18 protein-coding genes are annotated in these 24739 nt (G+C 69.9%); 8 read left to right on the top strand and 10 right to left on the bottom strand.

The features are described 5' to 3' along the window. The first annotated feature begins 6 nt into the window (after positions 1-6). The 5 genes from TX83_RS13740 to TX83_RS13720 all read left to right on the top strand — a co-directional run bounded on the left by TX83_RS13740 (position 7) and on the right by TX83_RS13720 (position 3590). Positions 7-1278, top strand: a complete 1272-nt coding sequence (locus tag TX83_RS13740) for a ribonuclease H-like domain-containing protein (protein ID WP_428992569.1) — start codon at positions 7-9, stop codon at positions 1276-1278. 318 nt (positions 1279-1596) lie between these two features. Then, entirely contained in the window at positions 1597-1908 is a 312-nt protein-coding gene (locus tag TX83_RS13735) for an I78 family peptidase inhibitor (RefSeq protein WP_064748534.1), read from the top strand. Between the two features lie 121 nt (positions 1909-2029). Beyond that, positions 2030-2449 (top strand): I78 family peptidase inhibitor, encoded by a 420-nt coding sequence (locus tag TX83_RS13730; RefSeq protein WP_064748533.1) that lies wholly within the window; start codon positions 2030-2032, stop codon positions 2447-2449. 242 nt (positions 2450-2691) lie between these two features. Beyond that, positions 2692-3156, top strand: coding sequence for a ribonuclease domain-containing protein (locus tag TX83_RS13725; RefSeq protein ID WP_064748553.1), 465 nt, complete (start codon positions 2692-2694; stop codon positions 3154-3156). Then, on the top strand, positions 3153-3590 hold the full coding sequence (locus tag TX83_RS13720) for a barstar family protein (RefSeq protein WP_064748532.1): 438 nt from the start codon (positions 3153-3155) through the stop codon (positions 3588-3590). The genes TX83_RS13725 and TX83_RS13720 overlap by 4 nt, the downstream gene beginning before the upstream one ends. 9 nt (positions 3591-3599) lie before the next feature. Here TX83_RS13720 and TX83_RS13715 read toward each other — a convergent pair whose 3' ends face one another. Both TX83_RS13715 and TX83_RS13710 read right to left on the bottom strand, forming a co-directional pair. Beyond that, the gene (locus TX83_RS13715; protein ID WP_064748531.1) at positions 3600-3833 is read right to left on the bottom strand and encodes a hypothetical protein; all 234 of its coding nucleotides are present in this window, start codon (positions 3831-3833) and stop codon (positions 3600-3602) included. A gap of 66 nt (positions 3834-3899) precedes the next feature. Next, complete coding sequence (locus TX83_RS13710) at positions 3900-5165, bottom strand: TCR/Tet family MFS transporter (protein ID WP_064748530.1); 1266 nt, start codon at positions 5163-5165, stop codon at positions 3900-3902. Between the two features lie 483 nt (positions 5166-5648). Here TX83_RS13710 and gltB point away from each other — a divergent pair, with 483 nt between their 5' ends. Then, positions 5649-10118 (top strand): glutamate synthase large subunit, encoded by a 4470-nt coding sequence (gene gltB / locus TX83_RS13705; RefSeq protein ID WP_064748529.1) that lies wholly within the window; start codon positions 5649-5651, stop codon positions 10116-10118. Positions 10119-10419: 301 nt separating this feature from the next. Next, the gene (locus tag TX83_RS13700; protein WP_064748528.1) at positions 10420-11952 is read left to right on the top strand and encodes an FAD-dependent oxidoreductase; all 1533 of its coding nucleotides are present in this window, start codon (positions 10420-10422) and stop codon (positions 11950-11952) included. Positions 11953-12223: 271 nt separating this feature from the next. On the opposite strand, the gene folE is transcribed toward TX83_RS13700, so the two are convergent. The 8 genes from folE to TX83_RS23365 all read right to left on the bottom strand — a co-directional run bounded on the left by folE (position 12224) and on the right by TX83_RS23365 (position 22812). Continuing rightward, positions 12224-12817 carry a GTP cyclohydrolase I FolE gene (folE, locus tag TX83_RS13695; RefSeq protein WP_064748527.1) on the bottom strand — a complete coding sequence of 198 codons (594 nt, stop codon included), beginning with the start codon at positions 12815-12817 and terminating at the stop codon, positions 12224-12226. Positions 12818-13025: 208 nt separating this feature from the next. After that, entirely contained in the window at positions 13026-13388 is a 363-nt protein-coding gene (locus TX83_RS13690) for a hypothetical protein (RefSeq protein ID WP_064748526.1), read from the bottom strand. A gap of 132 nt (positions 13389-13520) precedes the next feature. Next, positions 13521-15209 (bottom strand): sensor domain-containing diguanylate cyclase, encoded by a 1689-nt coding sequence (locus TX83_RS13685; RefSeq protein WP_064748525.1) that lies wholly within the window; start codon positions 15207-15209, stop codon positions 13521-13523. A 444-nt stretch (positions 15210-15653) separates the two neighbouring features. Beyond that, the gene (locus TX83_RS13680) at positions 15654-17105 is read right to left on the bottom strand and encodes an efflux transporter outer membrane subunit (RefSeq protein ID WP_064748524.1); all 1452 of its coding nucleotides are present in this window, start codon (positions 17103-17105) and stop codon (positions 15654-15656) included. Then, positions 17098-20268, bottom strand: a complete 3171-nt coding sequence (locus TX83_RS13675) for an efflux RND transporter permease subunit (RefSeq protein WP_064748523.1) — start codon at positions 20266-20268, stop codon at positions 17098-17100. Before TX83_RS13675 ends, TX83_RS13680 begins: the two co-directional genes overlap by 8 nt. Before the next feature lie 137 nt (positions 20269-20405). Then, the gene (locus TX83_RS13670; RefSeq protein WP_064748522.1) at positions 20406-21620 is read right to left on the bottom strand and encodes an efflux RND transporter periplasmic adaptor subunit; all 1215 of its coding nucleotides are present in this window, start codon (positions 21618-21620) and stop codon (positions 20406-20408) included. Beyond that, positions 21617-22564 carry an SDR family NAD(P)-dependent oxidoreductase gene (locus TX83_RS13665; protein ID WP_064748521.1) on the bottom strand — a complete coding sequence of 316 codons (948 nt, stop codon included), beginning with the start codon at positions 22562-22564 and terminating at the stop codon, positions 21617-21619. Before TX83_RS13665 ends, TX83_RS13670 begins: the two co-directional genes overlap by 4 nt. Beyond that, on the bottom strand, positions 22561-22812 hold the full coding sequence (locus tag TX83_RS23365; RefSeq protein WP_064748520.1) for a DUF2798 domain-containing protein: 252 nt from the start codon (positions 22810-22812) through the stop codon (positions 22561-22563). The genes TX83_RS13665 and TX83_RS23365 overlap by 4 nt, the downstream gene beginning before the upstream one ends. Before the next feature lie 475 nt (positions 22813-23287). Here TX83_RS23365 and TX83_RS13655 point away from each other — a divergent pair, with 475 nt between their 5' ends. Further along, positions 23288-24445 carry a LysR family transcriptional regulator gene (locus TX83_RS13655; protein ID WP_064748518.1) on the top strand — a complete coding sequence of 386 codons (1158 nt, stop codon included), beginning with the start codon at positions 23288-23290 and terminating at the stop codon, positions 24443-24445. Positions 24446-24739: the final 294 nt, after the last annotated feature.

Here is a 24739-nt window from a genome sequence, read left to right as displayed (position 1 = left end):
GCACCGATGGCGCAGGCCGCGACGCCGGCATCATCCGCGTCCGCAAGCGCAGGCCGTCGCCATGCCGCGGACGCACAGCGCATTCCCCGCGCCGACGCCGGCGCTCCCGCCGTCGAAGAACGGGGGCTGGAGGGGCTTCGCTCTGCGCTCGGAACATCCACGCCCAGGCCGCATCCATCGCCACAGCGAACGTCCGTCTCTGTCGCCGCCACCGACATTCCTTTTCTGGACGATGCGCAAAGGCGCTCTCCCGCCACCGACAGCGAGCAACTGCGTCGCCTGATCGCCTTGCGCGAGCGCAAGCCCGGCACGGATACGGCCGTCGCGGTGGTCGCCGCACCATCGGCGTTCGCGGTCGGCAACGCACCCGGACAAACCGCGGCCGGACCGGCCGCCGTGGGTGACCAAGCGCCGGCTCCCGCCCGCGCCGCCCGCACCGACATCGATGCCCTGCGCCGGCTGATCGCCTTGCGCGAACGCAAACCGCTGCCGGCCGTGGCGGACGCTGGACCGCCCGCGTTCGACGTCGCGCCCTCCGCCGCCGGCGCCCCGCCCGGCCTCGTCCCGCGGCGTTCGCTCGACCGTTCCTTGCCGGGCGAGGAAATCGCCCCCGGCCTGTACTTCCAACAAGCGCACTTGCCGCTGCCGCTGCCGGCCTCGGCGCTGTCGCTGGGCTTCGCCAAGCGCGCCGACGAAACCGTCGAACCGCAACGCCTGCTATTCTTCGACACCGAAACCACCGGCCTGGCCGGCGGCACCGGCACCCGTGCCTTCATGATCGGGGCCGCCGACTGGCATCGCGATCCGCTGCATGGCGACGGCCTGCGCATTCGCCAACTGACCATCGCCAGCCTCGCCGCCGAGCCGGCGATGCTGCGCGAGTTCGCCCGCTGGCTGTCGCCGGACACGATGCTGTCGAGCTACAACGGCCGCTGCTACGACGCACCGCTGCTCAACACCCGCTATCGGCTTGCGCGCCTGCCCAATCCGCTGAGCGGGCTCGACCATGTCGACCTGCTGTTTCCGACCCGGCGGCTGTACCGCGGGGTGTGGGAGAACTGCAAGCTGGCGACGATCGAGCGCGAACTGCTGCGCATCCTGCGCGAAGACGACCTGCCGGGCGCGCAAGCGCCCGCGGCGTGGCTGCAATACCTGCGCGGCGGCAGCGCCGCGCTGCTGCGCCGGGTGATCGCGCACAACCATCAGGACGTGGCGACCCTGGCCCAGTTGCTGCCGCGCCTGGTCCAGGCCCACGCCGAGCTGGCCGCCGCGGAGTAGGAACGACGCAAGTCGCGACCGCGACACCGCAACGGCGACGCAAGCGGCCACAACGCATGGCGGCTGATGACGCGCCTACCAAAAGACAGGCGGAGGCTTGCCGCCCGGTTCGCTGCAGCGGGCAAGGGCGCGGTCGCGACTTGCGTCGCTCCTACCCCGATGCCGGCCCTGCGGCCTGTCGCCTGCAAGGGCCGCAAACCGCACAGTCCGGCGCGTTCCCGCGCCATCGGCGCCGGCTACACTGCGCGACCCGCGGCCTTCATGCGCCGCACACGTCGCCGGCCGCAGGCTCGCGACACCCGATCAGGAGCCTCCGCCATGTCCTCCTTCGCCCGTTTGCGCGTCCTGCTGCCGGCCGCCGCGATGTCCCTGTTGCTCGCCGCCTGCGCCACGCCGATTCCGCCCACCGACGTCGGCGGCGGCCCCGGCATCTGCAAGCCCGAAGCCGCACGCTGGGCGATCGGCCGCTCGCCCTCGGCCGACGTGGTCGAACGCGCCCGGGTCGAGAGCGGCAGCCGGTCGGTGCGGGTGCTCGAACCCGGCACCGCGGCCACCATGGACTATCGCGAAGACCGTTTGAACATCGACGTCAACGAACGCGGCGCCATCACCGGGTTGCGCTGCGGCTGATCGCGGACGCGACCCCGGTCGCGGATCGCACGATCCGCGATCGGCGTTAACCCTGGGCACAGCCGCCACGAGGCAGGCTCGGCCGGACCGCGCCGCGCGCGCTTTCGCCCAGGACCCCGTCATGCCGAGCCGGACCCCGCGCCGTTTTGCCGATCGCCCCACGCTGCAACGCCTGCTCGCCGCAGCCGCCCTCGCCGGTTCGCTGTCGTTGGCGCTGAGCGCCTGCGCCGGTACGCCCCGCGCCGACGAGATGCCCAGCTCCACCGAACCGGCGCCCTCGCCGGCCGACAGCGCCGCGATCGCCGCAGGCGAACCCGCGCCGCCGCCGCCGCGCCCGCGCTGCAACGCCGAACTCGCCCAGGCCCATGCGGCCGGCAAGACCGCCGACACCGCCACGGTCGAACGCGCCCGGGTCGATGCCGGCGGCGATGTGGTGCGGGTGCTCAAGCCGGGCCAATTCGTGACCAAGGAGTACCGCGAAGGCCGGGTCAACGTGTACGTCGACGAGAACAACGTGGTGATCAGCGTCAGCTGCGGCTGAACCCGCGCCGCCAACGCGACGATGCGATGGCGTCCGCGGCGATGGATCGGCCGGCCCGGTCCGTCGCAACGCGACGCGGCGGCCTGCCCCATCGCCGGCGTCGGCCGCGTTGCGAACGCTGCAATCCCGTCGCCGTGCCCACAACGCGGATGCGGCGATAGCCGACGCCCCCGATCGGGCGCGCCGCCGCGCCCGTGCCGCGCCGTTTGGCCTACACTGCCGCGGTTCGCCAGGAGTCCGTCATGCGCCGCCATTTGTGGCTGATCGCCGCCGTGTTGTTGATCGGCCTGTGGGCTTGGAGCCAGCGCGGGGAACGCGCGCCCACCTCGCCCGCCCCAACCACGCCCGCGTCGGCGCCGGGTGCGCGGCCGTCGCCGATCGTCGCCTCCGAACGCAACGTCCACGACGAAACGCCGCCGATCGCTTCGATCGCGCTGCCGCCGGAAGCGGCCGACACCCTGCGCCGCATCGCCGCCGGCGGCCCGTTCGAGCATCGCCAGGACGGCAGCGTGTTCCAGAACCGCGAACGGCGCCTGCCGCGCCAGCCGCGCGGCTACTACCGCGAATACACCGTGGACACGCCGGGCGAGAACGACCGCGGGGCGCGCCGCATCGTCACCGGCGGCGATCCGCCGGTCGAGTACTACTACACCGACGATCACTACCGCAGCTTCACCCGCTTCGAACCGAGCGGAGGTGGACGATGAGCCCGGTCGATCCGCGCGAGCTGCTCGCCGACCCGGCCCAGGCCGGGGCGTATTTCATCGACGCGCGCGATGCGCGCGCGCTGGCCGACGCCGCGACCGAACTGGAGTTCGCGCTGGCGCGAGTGGACTTCGCCGGCTGTCAGGACAAGCGCGACGCCCTCGACCGCATCGGCCGCGGCCTGCGCTTCCCCGACTGGTTCGGCCACAACTGGGACGCGCTCAACGACTGCGTCAACGACCTGTCCTGGTGGCCGGCGCCCGGCTATCTGCTGCTGATCGAGAACGCCGGCCCGTGGCAGGCGCAGTTCGGCGACGATGCGGCGACGCTGATCGAGATCCTCAACGACGCCGCGCAGGACTGGGCCAAGCAGCGCACCGCATTCTGGACGTTGCTGCCGCTGCCGGAAGCCGAGCTGGCGCAGATGGCGCCTTGAGCCGCCGGCTCAAGGCCGCTCGTCGCGCTTCTTGAAGTCGACCGGTTCGCTCTTGCGGTCCGAGCCCCACTGGGCCTCGAGCTTGCGCTCGCACCACGAGGGCGGCGTTTCGCCCGGGCGCAGCGGTCCGCTGGCGCACTCCGGGCGGGCATCGACGGCGGCGTTGGTATCGCGGTATTCGACGCTGCCGCAGCCGCTCGAGGCGGCGGCGAGCACGAAGGCGGTAAGCGCGGGCAGACGCATGGACGGACTCCGATGGACGAGCGGGCAGTGTCGCTGTCCGCGCTCGCCCGCCGCCTGTGCCATCGGTTAGACGGTCGCGTCGGCGGCCGGTGCGGCCGGCGCCGGTGCGCGGGCGAAACGCCAGGCGATCGCCACGCCGACCGCGAGCAGCGCGGCGGCGATGAACCACGGCGCGCCGGGCAGGTGCAGCGGCGTGTGCTTGCCGATGAAGTAACCGAAGCTGCCGGCGAACAAGGCCGGGCCGAGCACGCCGGCCAGCGACACCAGGCTCATCAGCGCGCCCTGGATGCGGCCCTGCGCATCGGCGCCGACCTGGCGCGTGATCAGGGCCTGGGTCGCCGGCGCCGCCATCGCCCACAGCGCGCTGATCGGCAGGCCGAGCAGGAACAGCCAGCCGGTGCCGGCCAGGCCGTAGATGACGAAGCCGGTCACCCCACAGCTCAGGCCCAGCAGCAGGGCGCGGCGCTCGCCCAGGCGCGCCACCACCCGGCCGACCAGGCCGACGTTGACGATGATGTTGAACACGCCGACCACCAGCAGCACCCAGCCGACTTCGCGCAGGCCCCAGTGGTACTGGTAGTCGGCGAACAGCACGAAGATGCTCGGGTAGACGTAGTGCGCCATGTTGGCGATGAACACCACCGCGGCCAGGCCGAACACCTGCGGGTAGCGCCTGAGCAGCACCAGCGCGCCGAACGGATTGGCATGGCTCCAGTCGAAGCGCGGCGTGCGCTTCTCCGGCGGCAGCGACTCGGGCAGCACGAACAGGCCGTAGAGGAAGTTCAGCAGGGCCAGCCCGGCCGAGAACCAGAACGGCAGGCGCAGGTCGATCTCGCCCAGGTAGGCGCCGATCACCGGCCCGATCACGAAGCCGACCCCGAACGCCGCGCCGATCATGCCGAAGCTCTTGGCGCGCTGTTCCGGCGGTGTGATATCGGCGATGTAGGCATTGGCGGTGGTGAAGCTGGCCGCGGTGATGCCGGCGATGATCCGCCCGACCAGCAGCAGCGGCAGGGTGTTGACCACCGCCATCAGGATGAAGTCCAGGCCCAGGCCCAGGCACGACAGCAGGATCACCGGCCGGCGGCCGTAGCGGTCGGACAAGGCGCCCTGGATCGGCGAGAACACGAACTGGATCGCCGCGAACACGGTGCCGAACACGCCGACCCAGTACGCCGCCTTGGCGGTGTCGCCGCCGACGAAGTTCTCGATCAGATGCGGCAGCACCGGAATGATCAGGCCGAACGACAGCACGTCGATCAGCACGGTGATGAAGATGAAGAGCAGCGCAGCGCGCCGCGCGCCCGGGACGGGAGCGGAAGCAATGGTCATTGGGAGACGAAAGAGGCGGCGGGGACGTCCTTGCGGCGCAGTCTAGCGCGCAGCGGCGCCGGCGCCGCTGACTATGGTCATTTCATGATGGTTTCTTACGTTACCAATTGTCTCCGGAATCTGGAATTTTTCCCGATACTTCATAGCCTTACGAACGCGCTTGTGAGCGCACGCGCTAACAGACGTCCCCCCTCGCGCTTACACGCCGCGCAGTCGCCGCAAGCGAATTGCCGCATCGCACAAATTGTGGTTTAGTCGAAACACGCTCGGTTCGGACGCCGCGGTGCGGGAGGCATTCCCGCGCCATTGGCCGATGCGCCCTGCGTGACGGCAACACCTACGGCGAAAACAGCGACGACATCGCGCGAGCGCGCTCGCGTTGGGGACAGCACTTAGGGATGCACCACTAAGGGACACGGCAACACCACAACGCGCAGCGGTAGCGAGCTAGCGATCACGGAGCACCCACGGTCCGGAGATGCGATGCAAGCCAAGCAACAACGTCTGTACGACCCCCGCGACGAGCGGGACAGCTGTGGATTCGGGCTGATCGCGCAACTCGACGATCGTCCCAGCCGCGCTTTGGTCGATCGCGCTCTGGAAGCGCTGTCGCGCATGACCCATCGCGGCGCGGTCGCCGCCGACGGGCTCAGCGGCGACGGTTGCGGTTTGTTGATCCGTCACCCCGACGCCTTCCTGCGCCTGATCGCGCGCGAGGCCAACATCCGCCCGGGCGCGCATTTCGCCGCCGGCCTGGTGTTCCTGCCGCACGACCCGGCGCTCGCCGCGCAGGCCCGCGACACCCTCAACGAGACCGTGCGCGCCGAAGGCATGCGGGTGACCGGCTGGCGCATCGTGCCGGTCGACCTGGCGGCCTGCGGCACCCTGGCGCGCAGCACCGTGCCGCGGATCGAGCAGATCTTCGTCGACGCCGCCTCGCCGTTCGACCCGGCCGCATTCCAGCGCTCGCTGTTCCTGGCCCGGCGCCGCGCCGAACAACGCCTGCGCCGCGCCGACGCCGACGGCTTCCGCGATTTCTACGTGGTCAGCCTGTCCGCGGCCAGCATCGGCTACAAGGGCATGGTCCTGCCGGACCGGCTGATGCAGCTGTACCCCGATCTGCAGCGGCCGGAGCTGGCCGCCAGCGCGGTGGTGTTCCACCAGCGCTTCTCCACCAACACCACCCCGCGCTGGCCGCTGGCGCAGCCGTTCCGCCTGTTGGCCCACAACGGCGAGATCAACACCGTCGCCGGCAACCGCGCCTGGGCGCAGGCGCGCGCCCACGCCTGGCGCACGCCGACCCTGGACCTGCGCGAGTTCGATCCGATCGTCAGCCTCGACGGCTCCGATTCGCAGAGCCTGGACAACATGCTCGAGGTGCTGCAGGCCGGCGGCATGGACCTGCTCAAGGCGATGCGCATCCTGATTCCGCCGGCGACCCAGTCGCTGGAGTACAAGGACGCCGACCTGGCCGCGTTCTACGAGTACTACGCGCTCAACTCCGAACCCTGGGACGGCCCGGCCGGCATCGTCACCTGCGACGGCCGCTACGCCGCCTGCACTTTGGACCGCAACGGCCTGCGCCCGGCGCGCTGGCTGCGCTCGCGCGACCGCCACTTCCTGATCGCCTCCGAAGCCGGGGTGTGGGAACTGCCGGCCGAGGAGATCGAGGCCAAGGGCAAGCTCGGCCCGGGCGAGATGATCGCCGCCGACCTGTACCAGGGCGAGCTGCTCGACTCCGAGGCGATCGACCGCATCAACCGCGCCCGCGCGCCCTACAAGCGCTGGCTCAAGCAGGGCGTGACCTACCTGCACAGCGAACTGATCGACCCCAACCTGGCCGCCGAGCCCTTCGACCACGAGACCCTGTCGGGCTTCCAGAAGCTGTTCCAGCTGACCCGCGAAGAGCGCGAGCAAGTGCTGCGGCCGTTGGCCGAGATCGAGCAGGAAGCCACCGGCTCGATGGGCGACGACGTGCCGATGGCGGTGCTGTCGCAACAGGTGCGGCCGCTGTACGACTACTTCCGCCAGGCCTTCGCCCAGGTCACCAACCCGCCGATGGACCCGCTGCGCGAGGATTGCGTGATGTCGCTGGCGACCCAGATCGGGCGCGAGGGCAACATCTTCGTCGACGTGCCGGGCAATGTCGGCCACATCCACCTGAACTCGCCGGTGCTGGCCCAGCGCAAGCTGCGCCAGCTGCTGTCGATGGCGCCGTACGACCAGTCGCACCGCTACATCGACCTCAACTACACCGCCGAGGAAGGCCTCAAGGCGGCGATCGAGCGCATCTGCGCCGAAGCCGAGCAAGCCACCCGCGACGGCAACGTGCTGCTGATCGTCACCGACCGGCGTCCGCGCCGCGACGCGCTGATGATGCACGCCCTGCTCGCCACCGGCGCGATCCACCAGCACCTGGTCCGGGTCGGCCTGCGCTGCGACGCCAACCTCATCATCGAGACCGGCACCGCGCGCGACCCGCACCATTTCGCCTGCCTGATCGGCTTCGGCGCGACTGCGGTGTATCCGTACCTGGCCTACCAGACCCTGCACGACCTGGGCGCGCGCGGCATCCTGCGCACCAAGCACGGCGAGGTCGCGCAGATCGGCCGCAGCTATCGGCGCGCGATCAAGAAGGGGCTGCTCAAGATCATCTCCAAGATGGGCATCGCCACCATCGGCAGCTACCGCGGCGCGCAGCTGTTCGAGATCATCGGCCTGGACCCGGAAGTGGTCGAGCTGTGCTTCGCCGGCACGCCTTCGCGCATCCGCGGCGCCGGCTTCGAGCAGTTGCAGCAGGACAACGAGCTGCTGGCGCAGATCGCCTGGGACGCCAACCGCCTGCCGGAGATCGGCGGCCTGCTCAAGTACACCCCGGGCGGCGAGTACCACCTGTTCAATCCCGACGTGGTCACCCGCCTGCAGCGCGCGGTCGGCAGCGGCGAATGGAGCGACTGGCAGCGTTACGCCGAAGCGGTGAACGAGCGCCCGACCGCGGCCCTGCGCGATCTGCTCGAGCTCGACGCCGATCCGGCGCGCGCGATCTCGCTGGACGAAGTCGAACCGGTCGAAGCCATCGTGCGCCGCTTCGACTCGGCGGCGATGAGCCTGGGCGCGCTGTCGCCGGAAGCGCACGAGGCGCTGGCGATCGCGATGAACCGCCTGGGCGGCCGTTCCAATTCCGGCGAAGGCGGCGAAGACCCGGTCCGCTACGGCACCGACAAGGTGTCGAAGATCAAGCAGATCGCCTCCGGCCGCTTCGGCGTGACCCCGGAGTACCTGGTCAACGCCGAAGTGCTGCAGATCAAGGTCGCCCAGGGCGCCAAGCCCGGCGAAGGCGGTCAGTTGCCCGGGCACAAGGTCAACGAGCTGATCGCGCGGCTGCGCTACGCCATGCCCGGGATCGGCCTGATCTCGCCGCCGCCGCACCACGACATCTATTCGATCGAGGACCTCGCCCAGCTGATCCACGACCTGCGCCAGGTCAATCCGCAGGCGCTGATCTCGGTCAAGCTGGTCTCGCACGCCGGCGTCGGCACCATCGCCACCGGCGTGGCCAAGGCCGGCGCCGACCTGATCACCGTGTCCGGCCACGACGGCGGCACCGGCGCCAGCCCGCTGTCGTCGATCCGCTACGCCGGCACGCCGTGGGAACTGGGCCTGGCCGAAGCGCGCCAGGCGCTGGTCGCCAACGACCTGCGCGAGCGGGTGATCCTGCAGACCGACGGCGGCCTCAAGAGCGGTCTGGACGTGGTCAAGGCGGCCCTGCTCGGCGCCGAGAGCTTCGGCTTCGGCACCGCGCCGATGATCGCGCTGGGCTGCAAGTACCTGCGCATCTGCCACCTCAACAACTGCGCCACCGGCGTGGCGACCCAGGACGCCGGCCTGCGCCGCGACCACTTCACCGGCCTGCCGGAACGGGTCGAGAACTTCTTCCGCCTGCTCGCCGAAGAAGTGCGCCATTGGCTGGCCGCGCTGGGCGTGCGCAGCCTGGGCGAGATCGTCGGCCGCACCGATCTGCTGCGCCAGCGCGACGGCGACAGCCGCCGCCAGCAACGCCTGGATCTGGCCCCGCTGTTGGCCGGCGACGGCCTCGCCCACGGCGGCCATTGCGGCATGCCGGCGCCGCCGCAGGCGCCCGACGGCCTGTCGGCGCAACTGGAAAGCGAGCTGGCCGACGCCATCGCGGCCAAGGCCGGCGGCGAATACAGCTACAAGATCCGCAACACCGACCGCAGCATCGGCGCGCGCCTGTCCGGCCGCATCGCCCGCCTGCACGGCGACCGCGGCATGAACGACGCGCCGCTGACCCTGCGCTTCCACGGCACCGCCGGGCAGAGCTTCGGCGCGTTCCAGGCCGGCGGCCTGCACTTCGAGCTGTCCGGCGAAGCCAACGACTACGTCGGCAAGGGCATGGCCGGCGGCCGCATCGTGTTGCGCCCGCCGACCGGCGCGCGCTACGCCGCGCACGAGACGCCGATCCTCGGCAACACCTGCCTGTACGGCGCCACCGGCGGCGAACTCTACGCCGCCGGCCGCGCCGGCGAGCGCTTCGCGGTGCGCAATTCCGGCGCCACCGCGGTGGTCGAGGGCGCCGGCGATCACTGCTGCGAGTACATGACCGGCGGCGTGGTCGCGGTGCTCGGCCGCACCGGCCTGAACTTCGGCGCCGGCTTCACCGGCGGCATGGCCTACGTGCTCGACGTCGAACGCGATTTCGTCGATCGCTACAACCACGAGCTGATCGACATCCTGCGCATTTCCGCCGACGGCTTCGAGCATCATCGCTCGCATCTGCACGACCTGCTCGAAACCCACGCGGCCCTGACCGGCAGCGTGTGGGCGCGCAAGATCCTCGACGAGATGCGCGACTTCCTCGGCAAGTTCTGGCTGGTCAAGCCGAAGGCGGCGAGCCTGGAGTCGCTGGCGGAAGCCTTGAAGAGCGCGGCGTGACGGCGATGGAGCGTGCGCAGGCGAAGGCGGAAGCAACGGCGCGAGCAATCCCCCCCTGCCCCCCTTGTTCTAAGGGGGGAACGGCAAAAGCGAAGGCCGGAATGTTGGCCGAGGCAAAAACGGAAGCGACGACGATGATTGGAATTTCGCGTTTTCAGCGCCCGAGCGCAGACCTTCGGATCCGGTCGGTAAAACCGATCGGTTTCTCCCCGCTGAAAAAGGGGGGGGCGCGGGGATTCGCTTCGGCGTCCAACGCGAACCCCAACGTCTCCTATCGACAACGCCAGCCGGTCCCGCAAGCATGAGCAAGAAGCCCGTCTTCCAATTCCGCGATGCGCCGCGCGAGATGCCGGCGCGGATTCCGCTGCAGCTGCGCCTGGACGGCGACTGGGGCGAACTGTACGGGCGCTTCGCCGAAGCCGAAGCCAAGAAGCAGGCCGGCCGCTGCCTGGACTGCGGCAACCCTTACTGCAGCTGGGCCTGCCCGCTGCACAACTACATCCCGAACTGGCTGGAACTGGCGCGCGAAGGCCGCCTGCACGAAGCCGCTTCGCTGTGCCATGAAACCAATCCCCTGCCCGAGATCTGCGGCCGCGTCTGCCCGCAGGACCGCCTGTGCGAAGGCAGTTGCACGCTCAACGACGGCTTCGGCGCGGTTACCATCGGCGCGGTCGAGAAGTACATCGTCGACAACGCGCTGGCCAGCGGCTGGCGCCCGGATCTGTCGACGGTGCAGGCCAGCGGCCACCGCGTCGCCGTGGTCGGCGCCGGCCCGGCCGGTCTGTCCTGCGCCGATCGCCTGGCCCGCGCCGGCATCCAGGCGGTGGTGTTCGACCGTTACGAGGATATCGGCGGCCTGCTCCACTTCGGCATTCCCAGCTTCAAGCTGGAGAAGTTGGTGATGCGCCAGCGCCGCGAGGTGCTGGAAGGCATGGGCGTGGAGTTCCGGCTCGGCATCGAGATCGGCCGCGACCTGAGCTTCGACGCGCTGCTGGCCGAGTACGACGCGGTGTTCCTCGGCCTGGGCGCTTACCGCTACACCGACGGCGGCCTGCCCGGGCAGGACCTGCGCAACGTGCTGCCGGCCCTGCCCTTCCTGGTCCAGAACGGGCGCGTGGTGCATTCCGACGGCGATGCGCTGCGTTCGCAGCCGATCGCCGGCTGGGAAGACCAGATCGAGCTGCCCGACCTGCGCGGCAAGCGGGTGGTCGTGCTCGGCGGCGGCGACACCGGCATGGACTGCGTGCGCAGCGCGGTGCGCCTGGGCGCGGCGCAGGTGCGCTGCGTCTACCGACGCGACGAAGCCAACATGCCGGGCTCGGCGCGCGAAGTCGCCAACGCGCGCGAGGAAGGCGTCGAGTTCCTGTTCAACCGCCAGCCGCTGGCGCTGCTCGGCGACGAAACGGTGCGCGGCGTGCGTGTGGCCGAAACCCGCCTCGGCGAGCCCGATGCGCGTGGCCGCCGCAACGCCGAGGTGGTCGCCGGCAGCGAATCCGAACTCGACGCCGACGTGGTCATCATCGCTTTCGGCTTCCAGCCCGATGCGCCGCAGTGGCTGGCCGAACAAGGCATCGAGCTGGCGTCCAACGGCCGGATCAAGGTACTGGCCAACAGCGAGGGCTGCGCGTCGCGGCGCAGCGCAGCCGGCGCCGGCTTGCCCTACCAGACCACCCATCCGCGCGTGTTCGCCGGCGGCGACGCGGTGCGCGGCGCCGACCTGGTGGTGACGGCCGCATTCGAAGGCCGCGAAGCGGCCGCGGGAATCGTGCGCCTGCTCAGCGAGCGTACGCCGCTGGCGGCGGCGGGCGATGCGCGCTTGGCGCGAACGGGCTGAGGCGGCCCTCACCCCAACCCCTCTCCCGCAAGCGGGAGAGGGTTCGCAGCGGTTTCGCTTGTCTCCCCTCTTTGCCTTGTAGGAAACGGGCTCGAAGCAGGGTCGCTTGTTCCTGTTCTTCCCCTTGGCGAAAGGGGCTCGAGGCGATGTCGCGCGCTCCCCTCCCCCTGCCTGCGGCAGAGGAGCTCAGCGCGATATCGCTTGTTCCCTTCTCCCGCTTGCGGGAGAAGGCGCCCGCAGGGGCGGATGAGGGGCGCTCGGACAGGCGCCGTCAGCGCCCCGGGCCGACGTCGATGAAGCGCAGGAATTCCGCGCGGGTGCGTGCGTCGTCGCGGAACATGCCGAGCATCTTCGAGGTGATCATGCTGACCCCGCGCTTGTGCACGCCGCGGGTGGTCATGCACTCGTGCGCTGCCTCGATCACCACGCCGACGCCGAGCGGCTGCAGCACGTCCTGGATCGACTGGGCGATCTGCGCGGTCATCTTCTCCTGCACCTGGAAGCGGCGCGCATAGGTCTCGACCACGCGCGCCAGCTTGCTGATGCCGACGACCTTGCCGTTGGGCAGATAGCCGACATGCGCCTTGCCGATGATCGGCGCCATGTGGTGCTCGCAATGGCTTTCGAACTCGATGTCGCGCAGCACGATCATCTCGTCGTAACCGGCGACTTCCTCGAAGGTGCGCGCCAGGTACTCGCGCGGGTCGTCGGTGTAACCGCTGAACCAGTCGCCGTAGGCTTCGACCACGCGCTTGGGCGTGTCGATCAGGCCCTCGCGGCGGGGGTCTTCGCCGGCCCAGGCGAGCAGGGTGCGGACCGCTGCCTCGGCCTGCTCGCGGGACGGCTTGTCGGGGGTATCGGCCATGGTGCGGCCTCTGGCAAGGGGGACCGAAATGCTACCGCAGGCGGGGCTTCACCGGCGTGCCGGTTGAGCCGGGATTCGGGATTGGGGATTCGGGATTGGTTAAGAGCACAAACCCGCACCGCGCCCACCAATCCCGCATCCCCAATCCCGGCCAAAAACAAAAGAGGCCGCCCGGAAGCGACCTCAAGACTCCCTGGGGGAGAGAGACCTAGGGAGCGGACCGCGGCGCACGGCGCGGCGGTCGGTCGAGCGCATGCGGAAGGCTGCGCTCGATGTGGTGCCAGCCGTCGCGCACCGCTTCGCGCGCTTCGGACCAGTGCAGGCGCGAACTGGCGCGATGGCCGCTCCAGTCGCGGGCCAACTCGGCCTCGACGTCCTCGAAGCGGCGCCCGCCGCAGTCCTGGAAACGTTCGTAGCCGTAGCGGTAAGCCGGTTCGTAATCGAGCCATTCGCGCCCAGCGCTGTAGTAAGGGGCGAAACGGAACTCGCGATGGAAATGCTCGCGATACTCGCTCGGGGCGATGACCTCGGCCACCGCGGCGCCGACCTCCTTTCCCTCGTGCTGTCTCATGGCCCCTGAACCGAGCGCGGCAGATCCGCGCTTGCCTGGGGCCTAAGCTAGGCCCAGGCCGATGCAATGCAGGTGAAGACCGGCGCCGTCTCGTTCAGCGCGCTCAGCCTCGTCAGGACTGCGTGAGGACGCTCAGTCCGGGAGCAGGGCGGTGGCCACGTCGCGGCCGCTGTTCTGGGCCACGCTGACCGCGTTGCGGCCGGCCGAAATGGCGTTGCGCAGGGCCTGGCCGACCCGGTCGAACAGTTGCGGCACCGACTCGCCGCGCTGCGACATGGCCAGGCCGATGCTGACGCTGATCGTGATCTCGTGGCTGTCGATGCGGAACGGGCGGCGGGCGAAGGTGTCGGCGATGCGCCGCGCGAGCAGTTCGCACTCCACCCGTTCGCATTCGCTGACGATGCCGAAGCAGTCGCCCTCCATGCGCGCGATGGTGTCGTCCGGACGCAGCACGCCGCGCATGCGCGACAGCGCCTGCTGCAGCAGCGCGTCGCCGACCGCGCGGCCGTAGCGGGCGTTGATCTCGCCGAAGCCGTCCAGGTCGACCAGCAGCAGGCCGTAGTTGTTGACGTTGAGGCTGCCCGGCGACGACCAGGCCTCCAGCATCTGCTCCAGCACCTGGGCGTTGAGCGCGCCGGTCAGCGGGTCGCGTTCGACCGACTGCCGCGCCAGCAGCAGGATGCGGTGGCGGTTGGCGGCGTGCTGGCTCAACGCCAGCGCCAGCACCGCCGATTCCAGCACCGCGGTCAGGGCCAGGCCGCGCTCGGCCCACTCGGCGTCCTGCAAACCCAGGGTGTTCGCGGCCAGGGCGGCGGCGAACACCAGCATCGGCGTCCAGCCCAGCAGGTAGTAGCCGGCGTAGGGCGCGCCGCGACGCCAGGCGATCACCGCGATCACCAGCATCAGCGGCACGCCGAGCAGCAATAGCGCGTTGCCGCCGATGTACCACCAGCCGTAGGACTGCTCGCGCAACACCACCAGCACCAGCAGCCAGAACATATTGGCCCACTGGATCAGGCGCAGCACCCAGGTCACCCGCGGCATCAACCGCGGCAGATCGAGGAAGCGCAGGCTGAAACCGAGCTGAAAGATGGTGGCCAGGGTCGCCAGCGCCCAGCCGATCGCCGGCTCGCTGGCCAGCCCGGCCAGCCCCCACATTTCCGAGGCGTCGCCGGACAAGAACAGCAGATAGGTGGCGATGCAGGCCAGGTAGGCGCCGTAACCGAGGTAGACGAAGTCGCGGAACGCGACCCAGACGCCGACCATCGCCACCGCCATCAGCATCATCGCGGTGAAGGCGGCGGCCATGAAGCGGGCGTCGCCGCGCTCCTGCCGGGCCAGGTCGGGAATGCTGGCGAAGGACAGGCGGATCTCGCTCATCGCCGCGCGCCCCTTGATCCGCAGGTACGCCACCGAGGACGGCGGCCAGCCGTTGGGCAGGGCCAGCACCCAGCCGCGCCGCATCAGCGGCACGCCGCCGTGCTCGGCGTCCTCGACTTCGCGCGCGCCGGCGCCGGGCGAGTAGTACAGCAGCGGGCCCATCGCCCGCGGCCCGCGCAGCACCAGCAACTGGCCCTCGTGCGGGGCGATCGCGCGCTGGCTGGTCAGGCGCAGCCAATAGCCGGCGTCGCGGCGCGGCAGGCTGAAACGGATCACCTCGTCGGGACGCTCGGCGACCAGGCGCTTGATCACCGGCGCGCCGACCGGCGGGGCCTGCAGGTCGGTATCGGTCAGCAGGACCTCGACCTTCAGCGATTGCGCGTTGGCCGGCAGGCAGGCGCAGGCCAACGCGATCAACAGCGCCCACAGGCCGATGCGCATACGTTCAGTCCGCTCCCACGTCCGAAGCGCAGCAGTCTAGCCCGAGACGATGCGAGCCGTGCGGCAGCGAAGCCGGATGCGCCGGCGGGGGACAAAAAACCGACGATCCGGCCGCTGCGCCGAAGCACGGCGGACGCGCTACCAGGTCGCGTCCGCCGTTCCGCCGGCGGCGGGCGGGCCGCGCCGCGGGACGTCGCGGCCGGACCGTCGGGTCGAGGAAAACGGCCGCCGTGCGGCGGCAGGGCCTCGGACGGGGACCGGTCGCACCGGTCCGCCGCGGGACTGCAAAAAGACCGGCGCCGGTGCGCGGCGATCGAGAGGGGAAGGGCCGCGCCGCGCCCCGGGAATCGCGCCGGTCAAGAAACCTCAGGAGCTTTCGCCGCGGCTCAGCCGACGGCCGGGGACGCTCGCCGGGCATGGCCGACGAGCGCCCCGTCGCTGGGCTCAGCGCCCGGCCACGCCCTCGCGCACCGGTTCGCGGGCCGGCCAGCCGCCGGCCATCGCCTTGTACAGGGCGATCGCGCCGGTAACGCTGCGGGTGCGGCCGTCGGCGAACGCGTCCTGGGCCTGCAACTGGGTGCGCTCGGCGTCGAGCACCTCGAACAGGTCGGCGGCGCCGGCCTCGTAACGCACCCGCGCCAGCTGCGCGGCCTTGGCGCTGTCCTGCGCGGCGCGTTCCAGGTGCTGGTCCTCGACCCGCGCCCGGGCGTAGCGCACCAGGGCGTTCTCGGTGTCTTCCAGCGCCAGCAGCACGCTCTGCTGATAGCGCGCCAGCTCGCCTTCGGCCTGGGCGTCGGCGGCCTTGATCCGGGCGCGGACGCGGCCGATGTCGAGGAACGACCAATCGATGCCGAGCGCGACCAGGCGGGTTTCGCTGGCGCGTTCGAACAGCGCGCTGGTGTCGATCGCCTGCGAACCGATCAGGCCGCTGAGGGTGAAGCGCGGGAACAGGTCGGCGGTGGCCACGCCGATCCGCGCGGTCGATGCGTGCAGGCGGTGCTCGGCCGCGGCCACGTCGGGCCGGCGGCGCAGCAGTTCGCCCGGGGTGCCGGCGTCGAGCCGCGCCGGCAGCGCCGGCAACGGCGCCGCCGCGTCCAGGGTGGCGATCAGCGCGTCCGGGGTCTGCCCGGTCAGCACGGCGAGGCGGTGCTGGGTGACCGCGACCTGGGCTTCCAGGTTCGGCACCCGGGCCAGGGTCGCTTCGAGCTGGGCGCGGGCGCGCGAGGTATCGAACTCGGTGCCGCGGCCGGCGTCGAAGCGCGCCTGCACCAGGCGCAGGGTTTCCTTCTGGTTGTCGGCGTTGACCCGCGCGACCCGCAGGCGTTCCTGCAGGCCGCGCAGTTCGACGTAGCTGCGCGCCACTTCGCCGACGATCGACACCTGCATCGCCTGCAGGTCGGCCGCGCTGGCCCAGGTTTCGGCGCGCGCCGATTCGACGCTGCGCCGGACCCGGCCGAACAGGTCGAGTTCCCAGCTGGCGTTGGCCTGGACGCTGTAGCTCTCGTTGTCGCGGCCGTCGTTGGACACGTTCGGCATCTGGTCGGAGCTGGAGCGGCTTTCGCTGCCGCTGGCGCTGCCGGTGATGGTCGGGAAGCGGTCGAACTTGGCGCCGCGCAGCAGGGCGTTGGCGCGGTCGTAGTTGGACAGGGCGATGCGCAGGTCGTGGTTGGCCGACAGCGACTCCTCGATCAGCCGGGTCAGCAGCGGATCGTTGAAGTTCTGCCAGAACTCGTTGTCGGGCTGCGGCGCGACGCTGCCGTCGGTGGCCGCGGCGGCGTCGCCGCGGGCGAACGAATCCGGCGTGGCCAGGGTCGGCCGGACATAGTCCGGACCGACCGCGCAGGCCGCCAGGGCCAGGCTCAAGGCCGCCACGGCGGGGAGTTTCAGATTACGCATGGACTTTCTCCAGAGCGCTATGGTGGTCGCCGTGCGAGACCAGCTTGGTCCCGACCAGCTTGCGCAACGCGACATAGAACACCGGAGTCAGGAACAGACCGAACAGGGTCACGCCCAACATGCCGGCGAACACGGTGATGCCGGTGACCGAGCGGACTTCCGCGCCGGCGCCGTGCGAGAGCACCAGCGGCACGGTGCCGGCGATGAACGCGATCGAGGTCATCACGATCGGACGCAGGCGCAGGCGGCAGGATTCCAGAGCGGCTTCCACAATGCCCTTGCCCTGCAGTTCCAGCTCGCGGGCGAACTCGACGATCAGGATCGCGTTCTTGCACGCCAGGCCCATCAGCACCACCAGGCCGACCTGCACGAACACGTTGTTGTCGCCGCCGGTCAGCCACACGCCGAGCAGGGCCGAGAGCATGCACATCGGCACGATCAGGATCACCGCCAGCGGCAGGGTCCAGCTTTCGTACAGCGCCGCCAGCACCAGGAAGGCGAGCAGGATGGCCAGCGGGAACACGATCAGCGCGGCATTGCCCTGACTGGCCTGCTGATAGCTCAGGTCGGTCCATTCGATGTCCATGCCCTTGGGCAGGACCTTGTCGGCCACGCCCTTGACCACGTCCATCGCCTGCGCCGAGGACATCACCCGCGGGTCGACGTCGCCGGCGATGTCGGCCGCCGGATAGCCGTTGTAGCGCAGCACCGGGTCGGGGCCGAAGGTCTGCTTGACCGTGACCATCGAACCGATCGGCACCATTTCGCCGCGGTCGTTGCGGGTGCGCAGGTTGGCGATGTCCTCGACGCTGTCGCGGTAAGCGCCGTCGGCCTGGGCGATGACCTGCCAGGTGCGGCCGAACTGGTTGAAGTCGTTGACGTAGGCCGAACCCAGGTAGGTCTGCAGGGTGTCGAACAACTCGGTCAGCGGCACGCCCTGCGCCTTGGCCTTGACCCGGTCGACTTCGGCGTCGAGCTGGGGCACGTTGGCCTGGTAGGTGCTGTTGGCGTAGCCCATGCCCGGGGTCTGCATGACCGTGCCCTGGAACGCGCTGACCGCGTTCTGCAGCGCGCCGTAGCCGAGGTTGTTGCGGTCCTGGATGAACATCTGATAGCCCGCGCCGTTGCCCAGGCCGAGGATCGGCGGCGGCATCAGGGCGAAGCTGAAGCCCTCCTGGAAGCCGGCGATCTTCTGGTTCAACTCCGCGGTGATCTCCACCGCGGTGCGGCTGCGTTCGTTGAACGGCTTCAGCGGCAGGAACGCCACGCCGGTGTTGGGCGTGTTGGTGAACTGCACCGCGTTCAGGCCGGGGAAGGCCATGGTGTTCTGCACGCCGTCGATCTTGCCGGCGACGTCGGTGACCTTCTTCAACAGCGCGTCGGTGCGCGCGATCGAGGCGCCTTCCGGCAGCTTGACCGCGGCGATCAGGTACAGCTTGTCCTGCAGCGGGATGAAGCCGGCGGGCACGATCTTGAACATGAAGCCGGTGCCGATCAGCAGCGCCGCATAGACCGCGAACACCGCGCCGCGCTTGCCCAGGGTGCGCGAAACCGCGCTCTGGTACTTCTCCGAGCTGCTGTTGAAGAAGCGGTTGAACGGACGGAACAGCCAGCCGAACAGGCGGTCGATCAGGCGCGTCGGCGCATCCTTGGCCGCGCCGTGCGGCTTGAGCAGGCGCGCGGCCAGGGCCGGCGACAGGGTCAGCGAGTTGATCGCCGAGATCACCGTGGAGATGGCGATGGTGACCGCGAACTGCTTGTAGAACTGACCGGTGACGCCGGACAGAAAGGCCATCGGCACGAACACCGCGCACAGCACCAGGGCGATGGCGACGATCGGTCCGGACACTTCCTTCATCGCCTGGTGCGCCGCTTCCAGCGGGCTCAGGCCTTCTTCGATGTTGCGCTCGACGTTTTCCACCACCACGATCGCGTCGTCGACCACGATGCCGATCGCCAGCACCAGGCCGAACAGGCTCAGGGTGTTGATCGAGAAGCCGAGCAGGTACAACGCGGCGAAAGTGCCGACCACCGACACCGGCACGGCCAGCAGCGGGATGATCGAAGCGCGCCAGGTCTGCAGGAACAGGATCACCACCAGCACCACCAGCAGGATCGCTTCCAGCAGGGTGGTGACCACCGCCTTGATCGAGTCGCGCACGAAGATGGTGGTGTCGTACACCGCTTCGTACTTGATGCCCTCGGGGAAGCTCTTGGACAGGCGATCCATGTTGGCGATCACCTGTTCCTGGATCTCCAGCGCGTTCGCGCCCGGCGACTGGAAGATGCCGATGCCGACCGCGTTCTTGCCGTCGAGCTGCGAGCGCAGGCTGTAGTCGCCGGCGCCCAGCTCCAGGCGGGCGATGTCGCCCAGGCGGACGATTTCGCCGTCGCTACCGCTCTTGACCACGATGTTGCGGAACTCTTCCTCGGTCTGCAGGCGGCCCTTGGCGTTGATCAGGGTCAGGAACTCGCTGTTCGGCATCGGCTCGGCGCCGAGCTGGCCGGCCGAGACCTGCACGTTCTGCTCGCGCATGGCGCGCAGCACGTCGCTGGCGGTCAGGCCGCGCGAGGCGACCTTGTCCGGGTCCAGCCACACGCGCATGGCGTAGTCGCCGCCGCCGAAGATCTGCGCGTCGCCGACGCCCTGCAGCCGGGCCAGTTGGTCCTTGACGTGCAGTCGGGCGTAATTGCGCAGGTACAGGGTGTCGTACTTGCCGTTGGGCGAGGTCAGGTGCACCACCATCAGGAACACCGGCGCCTGCTTCTGGGTCGTCACGCCTTGCCGGCGTACGTCCTCGGGCAGTCGCGCCAGCGCTTGGCTGACCCGGTTCTGCACGCGCACCGCGGCATCGTCGGGGTTGGTGCCGGGGCGGAAGGTGACGGTGATCGCCAGTACGCCGTCGGAACCGGCGACCGACTTGATGTACATCATGTCTTCGACGCCGTTGATCGCTTCTTCCAACGGCGTGGCGACGGTTTCGGCGATGACCTTGGGGTTGGCGCCCGGATACACCGTGCGCACCATCACCGAGGGCGGTACCACTTCGGGATATTCGCTGATCGGCAGGATCGGTATCGCGATCAGGCCGGCGGCGAAGATCACGATCGACAGCACCGCGGCGAAGATCGGCCGGTCGATGAAGAATTTGGAAAAGTCCATGAAGGAGTCCTTGGTGCGGTTTGCAGCCGCATGAGTCCCCGGCCGCCCCCGCGACGGGAGCGGCCTTCGATTGCTTTTGAACCGGCCCGGGCGGAGCGCCCGGGGCCGCCGGTTCGGACGGTCGCGCTAGCCCGGGATCACTTCGACCCGGCCGCCTGCGCCACCTGCGGACCCGGAGCCGGCGCGCCCATCGCGATGGTCTTGGGCGACACCGGCATGCCCGGCATGAACACCTTCTGCACGCCGTGGACGATGACCTTGTCCTGCGGCGACAAGCCGGAGGTGACCACGCGCAAGCCGTCGATCATCCGCCCCGGCACGATGTCCTTGCGCAGGGCCTCGTTCTTCGGCCCGAGCACGTAGACGTACTTGCGGTCCTGGTCGGTCAGCACCGCCTTGTCGTCGACCAGCAGGGCCTGGAAGTCGCCGCTGCCTTCGAGCTGGACGCGCGCGAACAGGCCCGGGGTGAACAAACGGTCCGGGTTCGGCAGCACCGCGCGGGCGCGGATGGTGCCGGTGCTCGGGTCGACCTGGTTGTCGGTGAAATCGACCGTGCCCTCGTGCGGGTAGCCGGTTTCGCTGGCCAGACCGACGCGCACCGGGTTCTTGCTGTCGGCGCGTTCGCCCTTGCGGGCCAGTTCCTTGTAGCGCAGGTAGGTCTGCTCGTCGCTTTCGAAGTAGACGTACATCGGGTCCTGCGAGACCAGGGTGGTCAGCAGGGTCTGGTCGGCCGAGGCCAGGTTGCCGACAGTGACCAGGGCGCGGCCGGCGCGGCCGCTGATCGGCGAACGCACTTCGGTGAAGGTCAGGTCGAGCTGGGCCGAGGCGACCGCGGCTTCGGCTGCGCGCACCGCGGCGTCGCCCTGGGTGCTGGCGGCGCGGCGGGTCTCGAACTCTTCGCGCGAGATCGCCTTGGCCTCGACCAGGGTCTGGGCGCGCTTGTCCTGGGTCTGGGCCAGGCGCGCTTCGGCGCGCGCGCGCTCGAGTTCGGCCTGGGCGCGCGCGAGCTCGGCGCGGTAGCGGCGCTGGTCGATCACGAACAGCAGATCGCCCTTCTTGACCTCCTGGCCTTCCTGGTAGGCGACGCGCTCGACATAGCCGCTCACGCGCGGACGCAGCTCGACCGTTTCGATCGCGCTGACCCGGCCGGTGAACTCGTCCCACTGCCGGACCTGCTTGTTCAGCACCTGGGCGACGCTGACTTCCGGCGGCGGCGGCATGCCTTCCGGCGTGGCGGCCTGGCTGCCGCAACCCACGGCGACCAGGGCGATGACGATGCTCGCGGCCAGCGCGAGCACGGAGGGTCCGACGCCGGTACGGGCGGAGCGGACGAGAGATTTGCGAGTGCTCATCGGGGGGTGGGTTCCTGTTTGGGATTCTTGGAGGTCAACGACTTCAACAGCGCACGCGCGTCCTGCAGACAGCGTTGCGCCTTTTCGTCCGATGCGCAGTCCGGATCTTGCGCACCCGAAGGCGTCGACTCGGGGAGGATGGAACGGGCGGCGGGATCGGAATCGCTGGCGGGCTGCGAGCGCGCGGGCTCGTCGCGGGCGGGCGGAGGCGGAACGCGCGCGGCGCCGCGCGGCGGCAGTTCCGGCGGCGGCAAGCGCAGCGCGTAGGGCACGATCGGGCGCGGCAGCTCGCCGCTGACGTCGTGATCGACCAGGGCCAGGGCACGCTGCCCGACCGACAGCGCGCTCGGCCATTCGGGGCAGGAATGGCGTTGGTTGAACTCGGTGCACACCGGCGTGTCGACGGCGAGCAACTGCACCCGCACCGACAACTGGCGCGCTTCGTCGTGCAGCACGCGCGCGAGCATGCGCAGCGCGGCGGCGCCGATCGAACGGTGCCCGTAGCCGGCCCAGGGATGCTCGCTGCCGGGACCGCCGATCAGCACATACGTGCCGCCGCGATCGTATTCGGCCAGCAGAGGCAGCAAGTGACGCGCCGCGGCGAGGTGGGGGAGGAGGTCCTCGTCGAGCTTGCGGCGCAGAAACTCGGCCGGGTTATCGAGCAGGCGGCCGCGTTCGGCGTTGCCGCAGACCGCGGCGACCACGCCGGCGAGCGGGCGCCCGAGCTTGCGCAGCGCGCGCGCGAGCTTGGCGCCGGCGGCGTCGTTGGCGACCGAACCGGCGATCGTGGTCAGGTCGGCATGGGGGTAGCCGGCCTTGAGCGCCTTGAGTTCGGAGGCCTGGCGCGCGACCGCGACGACCGGCCGGCCGCTATCGATCGCGGCGCGGACGACCCCGCGGCCGATGCCGCCGGTGGCACCGAGTACAACCAAAGGGGCTTTCATTGTCCCGCCCCTGGGACTTTTGATCCCACGACCGGGATGATCCCATGACGCGTGTCACCCTCGGAATGACCTCGGGTGTAATGCGCCAGCAGCGCGCTCACCGCCGGCATCAGCAGCATGGCCGCCGGCAGGGCGATGGTGAACGCGAGCACCCAGGCCAGCATCCAGGCCTCTTCCGGGCCTTGGGCCAGGCCCTGGCGAAACACGACCACGGCCAGCCCGATCAGGGCGGACATGGCCACCAACATCAAAGGTAGAAAAGCGAATCGGGCTTGACGGGGGGTCAACATGGCGGGGGCCTCGTGTCGATCTGCGGCACAGAGTAGAGAGGCCAACGGCACTTGATTAGCCACTGATTCAGGGAATAATTGTCCCGACATCGGGCCAATACCCTCTGTACCCTCTTGATCGCACCGCGTCCGGCCCCCACGCCTGGAACGGAAGCAAGGGGGAAACGACCGCCGGCGCAGGAAGCGCCGCACGGCCGGGACGACGACGTGCGCCACTGTCGCCGCCGCGCGCCATCCACGGCAGTGGACGGGATCAGTCGACCGCGGTGACAGACGTCATTGCCGCCCGCCCGTTCATGCACCGACGCTCTTGCGTGGTTATCCGCTCATCCGCTTCGCGTTTTCGTTCCAGCACCGACGGGCCACGGCCGGGCCGCATCGCGCGGCGACGCCGGTTCGGCATCGCCCACATTCGCAAAGGAGGCCATCCCCCATGGCTCACGATCTCAACGACACCCTGATCTTCGTCAAAGTGGTCGAAAGCGGCAGCTTCATCGCCGCCGCGCGCGCGCTGCGCCTGCCCAAGACCACGGTCAGCCGCAAGGTGCAGGAACTGGAAACCCGGCTCGGCGCGCAACTGCTGCATCGCACGACGCGCAAGCTCGGCCTGACCGAGGCCGGCAATCTGTACTTCGAGCATTGCCAGCGCATCGCCCGCGAGCTGGCCGAGGCCGAAAGCGCGGTCGGCCAGCTGCAGGGCGGCCCGCGCGGCTGGTTGCGCATCACCGCGCCGTACTCGGTCGGCATCACCTGGATCGCGCCGCTGCTGGGCGAGTTCCACGCGCGCCACCCGGAAGTGCGGGTGGAGATGAACCTCAGCAACGACAACGTCGACCTGATCGACAAGGGCATCGACGTCGCGCTGCGGGTCGGCGACCTGCCCGATTCGAACCTGATCAAGCGCCGGCTGGCGATCTTCCGCACCCAGATCTACGCCAGCCCCAATTACCTGGCGCGCCACGGCGAACCGCTGCACCCGGACGATCTGCGCCATCACCGCACCCTGGCGATGCCGAAATCGCGCCGCAACAACGAATACGTCTGGCCGCTCAGCGACGGCGAACGCAGCGTCGACTACGTGATCGACCCGGTGATGGTCGCCAACGACCCGGGCCCGCTGCGCGGCGCGCTGCTGTGCGGCGAGGCGCTGATGCTGGCCGCCGACGTCACCGTCAAGGCCTTCGCCGAACAGGGCTACGTGCAGCGCGTGCTGGCCGGCTGGACTGGGCCGGAATACGAGTTCAACGCGGTGTTCCCGCGCGGCCAGGTGCAATCGCCCAAGGTCCGCGCCTTCATCGACTTCCTGGTCGAGCGGCTCAACTTCGACGCCGACTACATGCAGGTGCTGTGCCCGGACGCCAAGCGTTTCCGCAAGGCGTCGGAGGAAGCCGAAGCGGCGTTGGCGCACGGGCTGGCCAAGGAGGCCGGCGAATCGCGCACGATCGCGGTGCCGGTGGTGGAGGCGATCGAAGCGATCGCCGAAGCGGTGGACGGTCGCGGCGGCAAGGCCCCGGCGCGCGCCGGCAAGGCGGCCCCGGCCGATGCGCGTCGCGACGATACGCCCAGCGACGAGGACGCGGCGCTGGTTTGAGGACCGCAGCGTCGGATCGAAGACGCTGAGAGCGAATCCATCCCCCCTTTTCCAAGGGGAGGATGCTTCGGGTACGTACGCGTTCCGAAAAGGGGCGAAGGCTCCGGGTGCGTACGCGCACCCCAAGCGGGCACGCGCCGGGCGAGTATGGGAACGGGCAGGTGACCGGCGCCGTGTTGCGACACGCCCTGGCTGCACGCGCCGATCGATCCCCCTCCAACCAGCCGCTCCCACTAACCCTTTTGAAGCTCCTGCCGTTCCCCCTTTCAAAAAGCGGGGCAGGGGGATTTGCTG

The organism is Lysobacter antibioticus HS124, assembly GCF_000336385.2.
GTDB lineage: Bacteria > Pseudomonadota > Gammaproteobacteria > Xanthomonadales > Xanthomonadaceae > Lysobacter > Lysobacter firmicutimachus.
The sequence above is the reverse complement of the archived record's forward strand: the minus strand, read 5'-3'. Positions and strand labels throughout refer to the sequence as shown.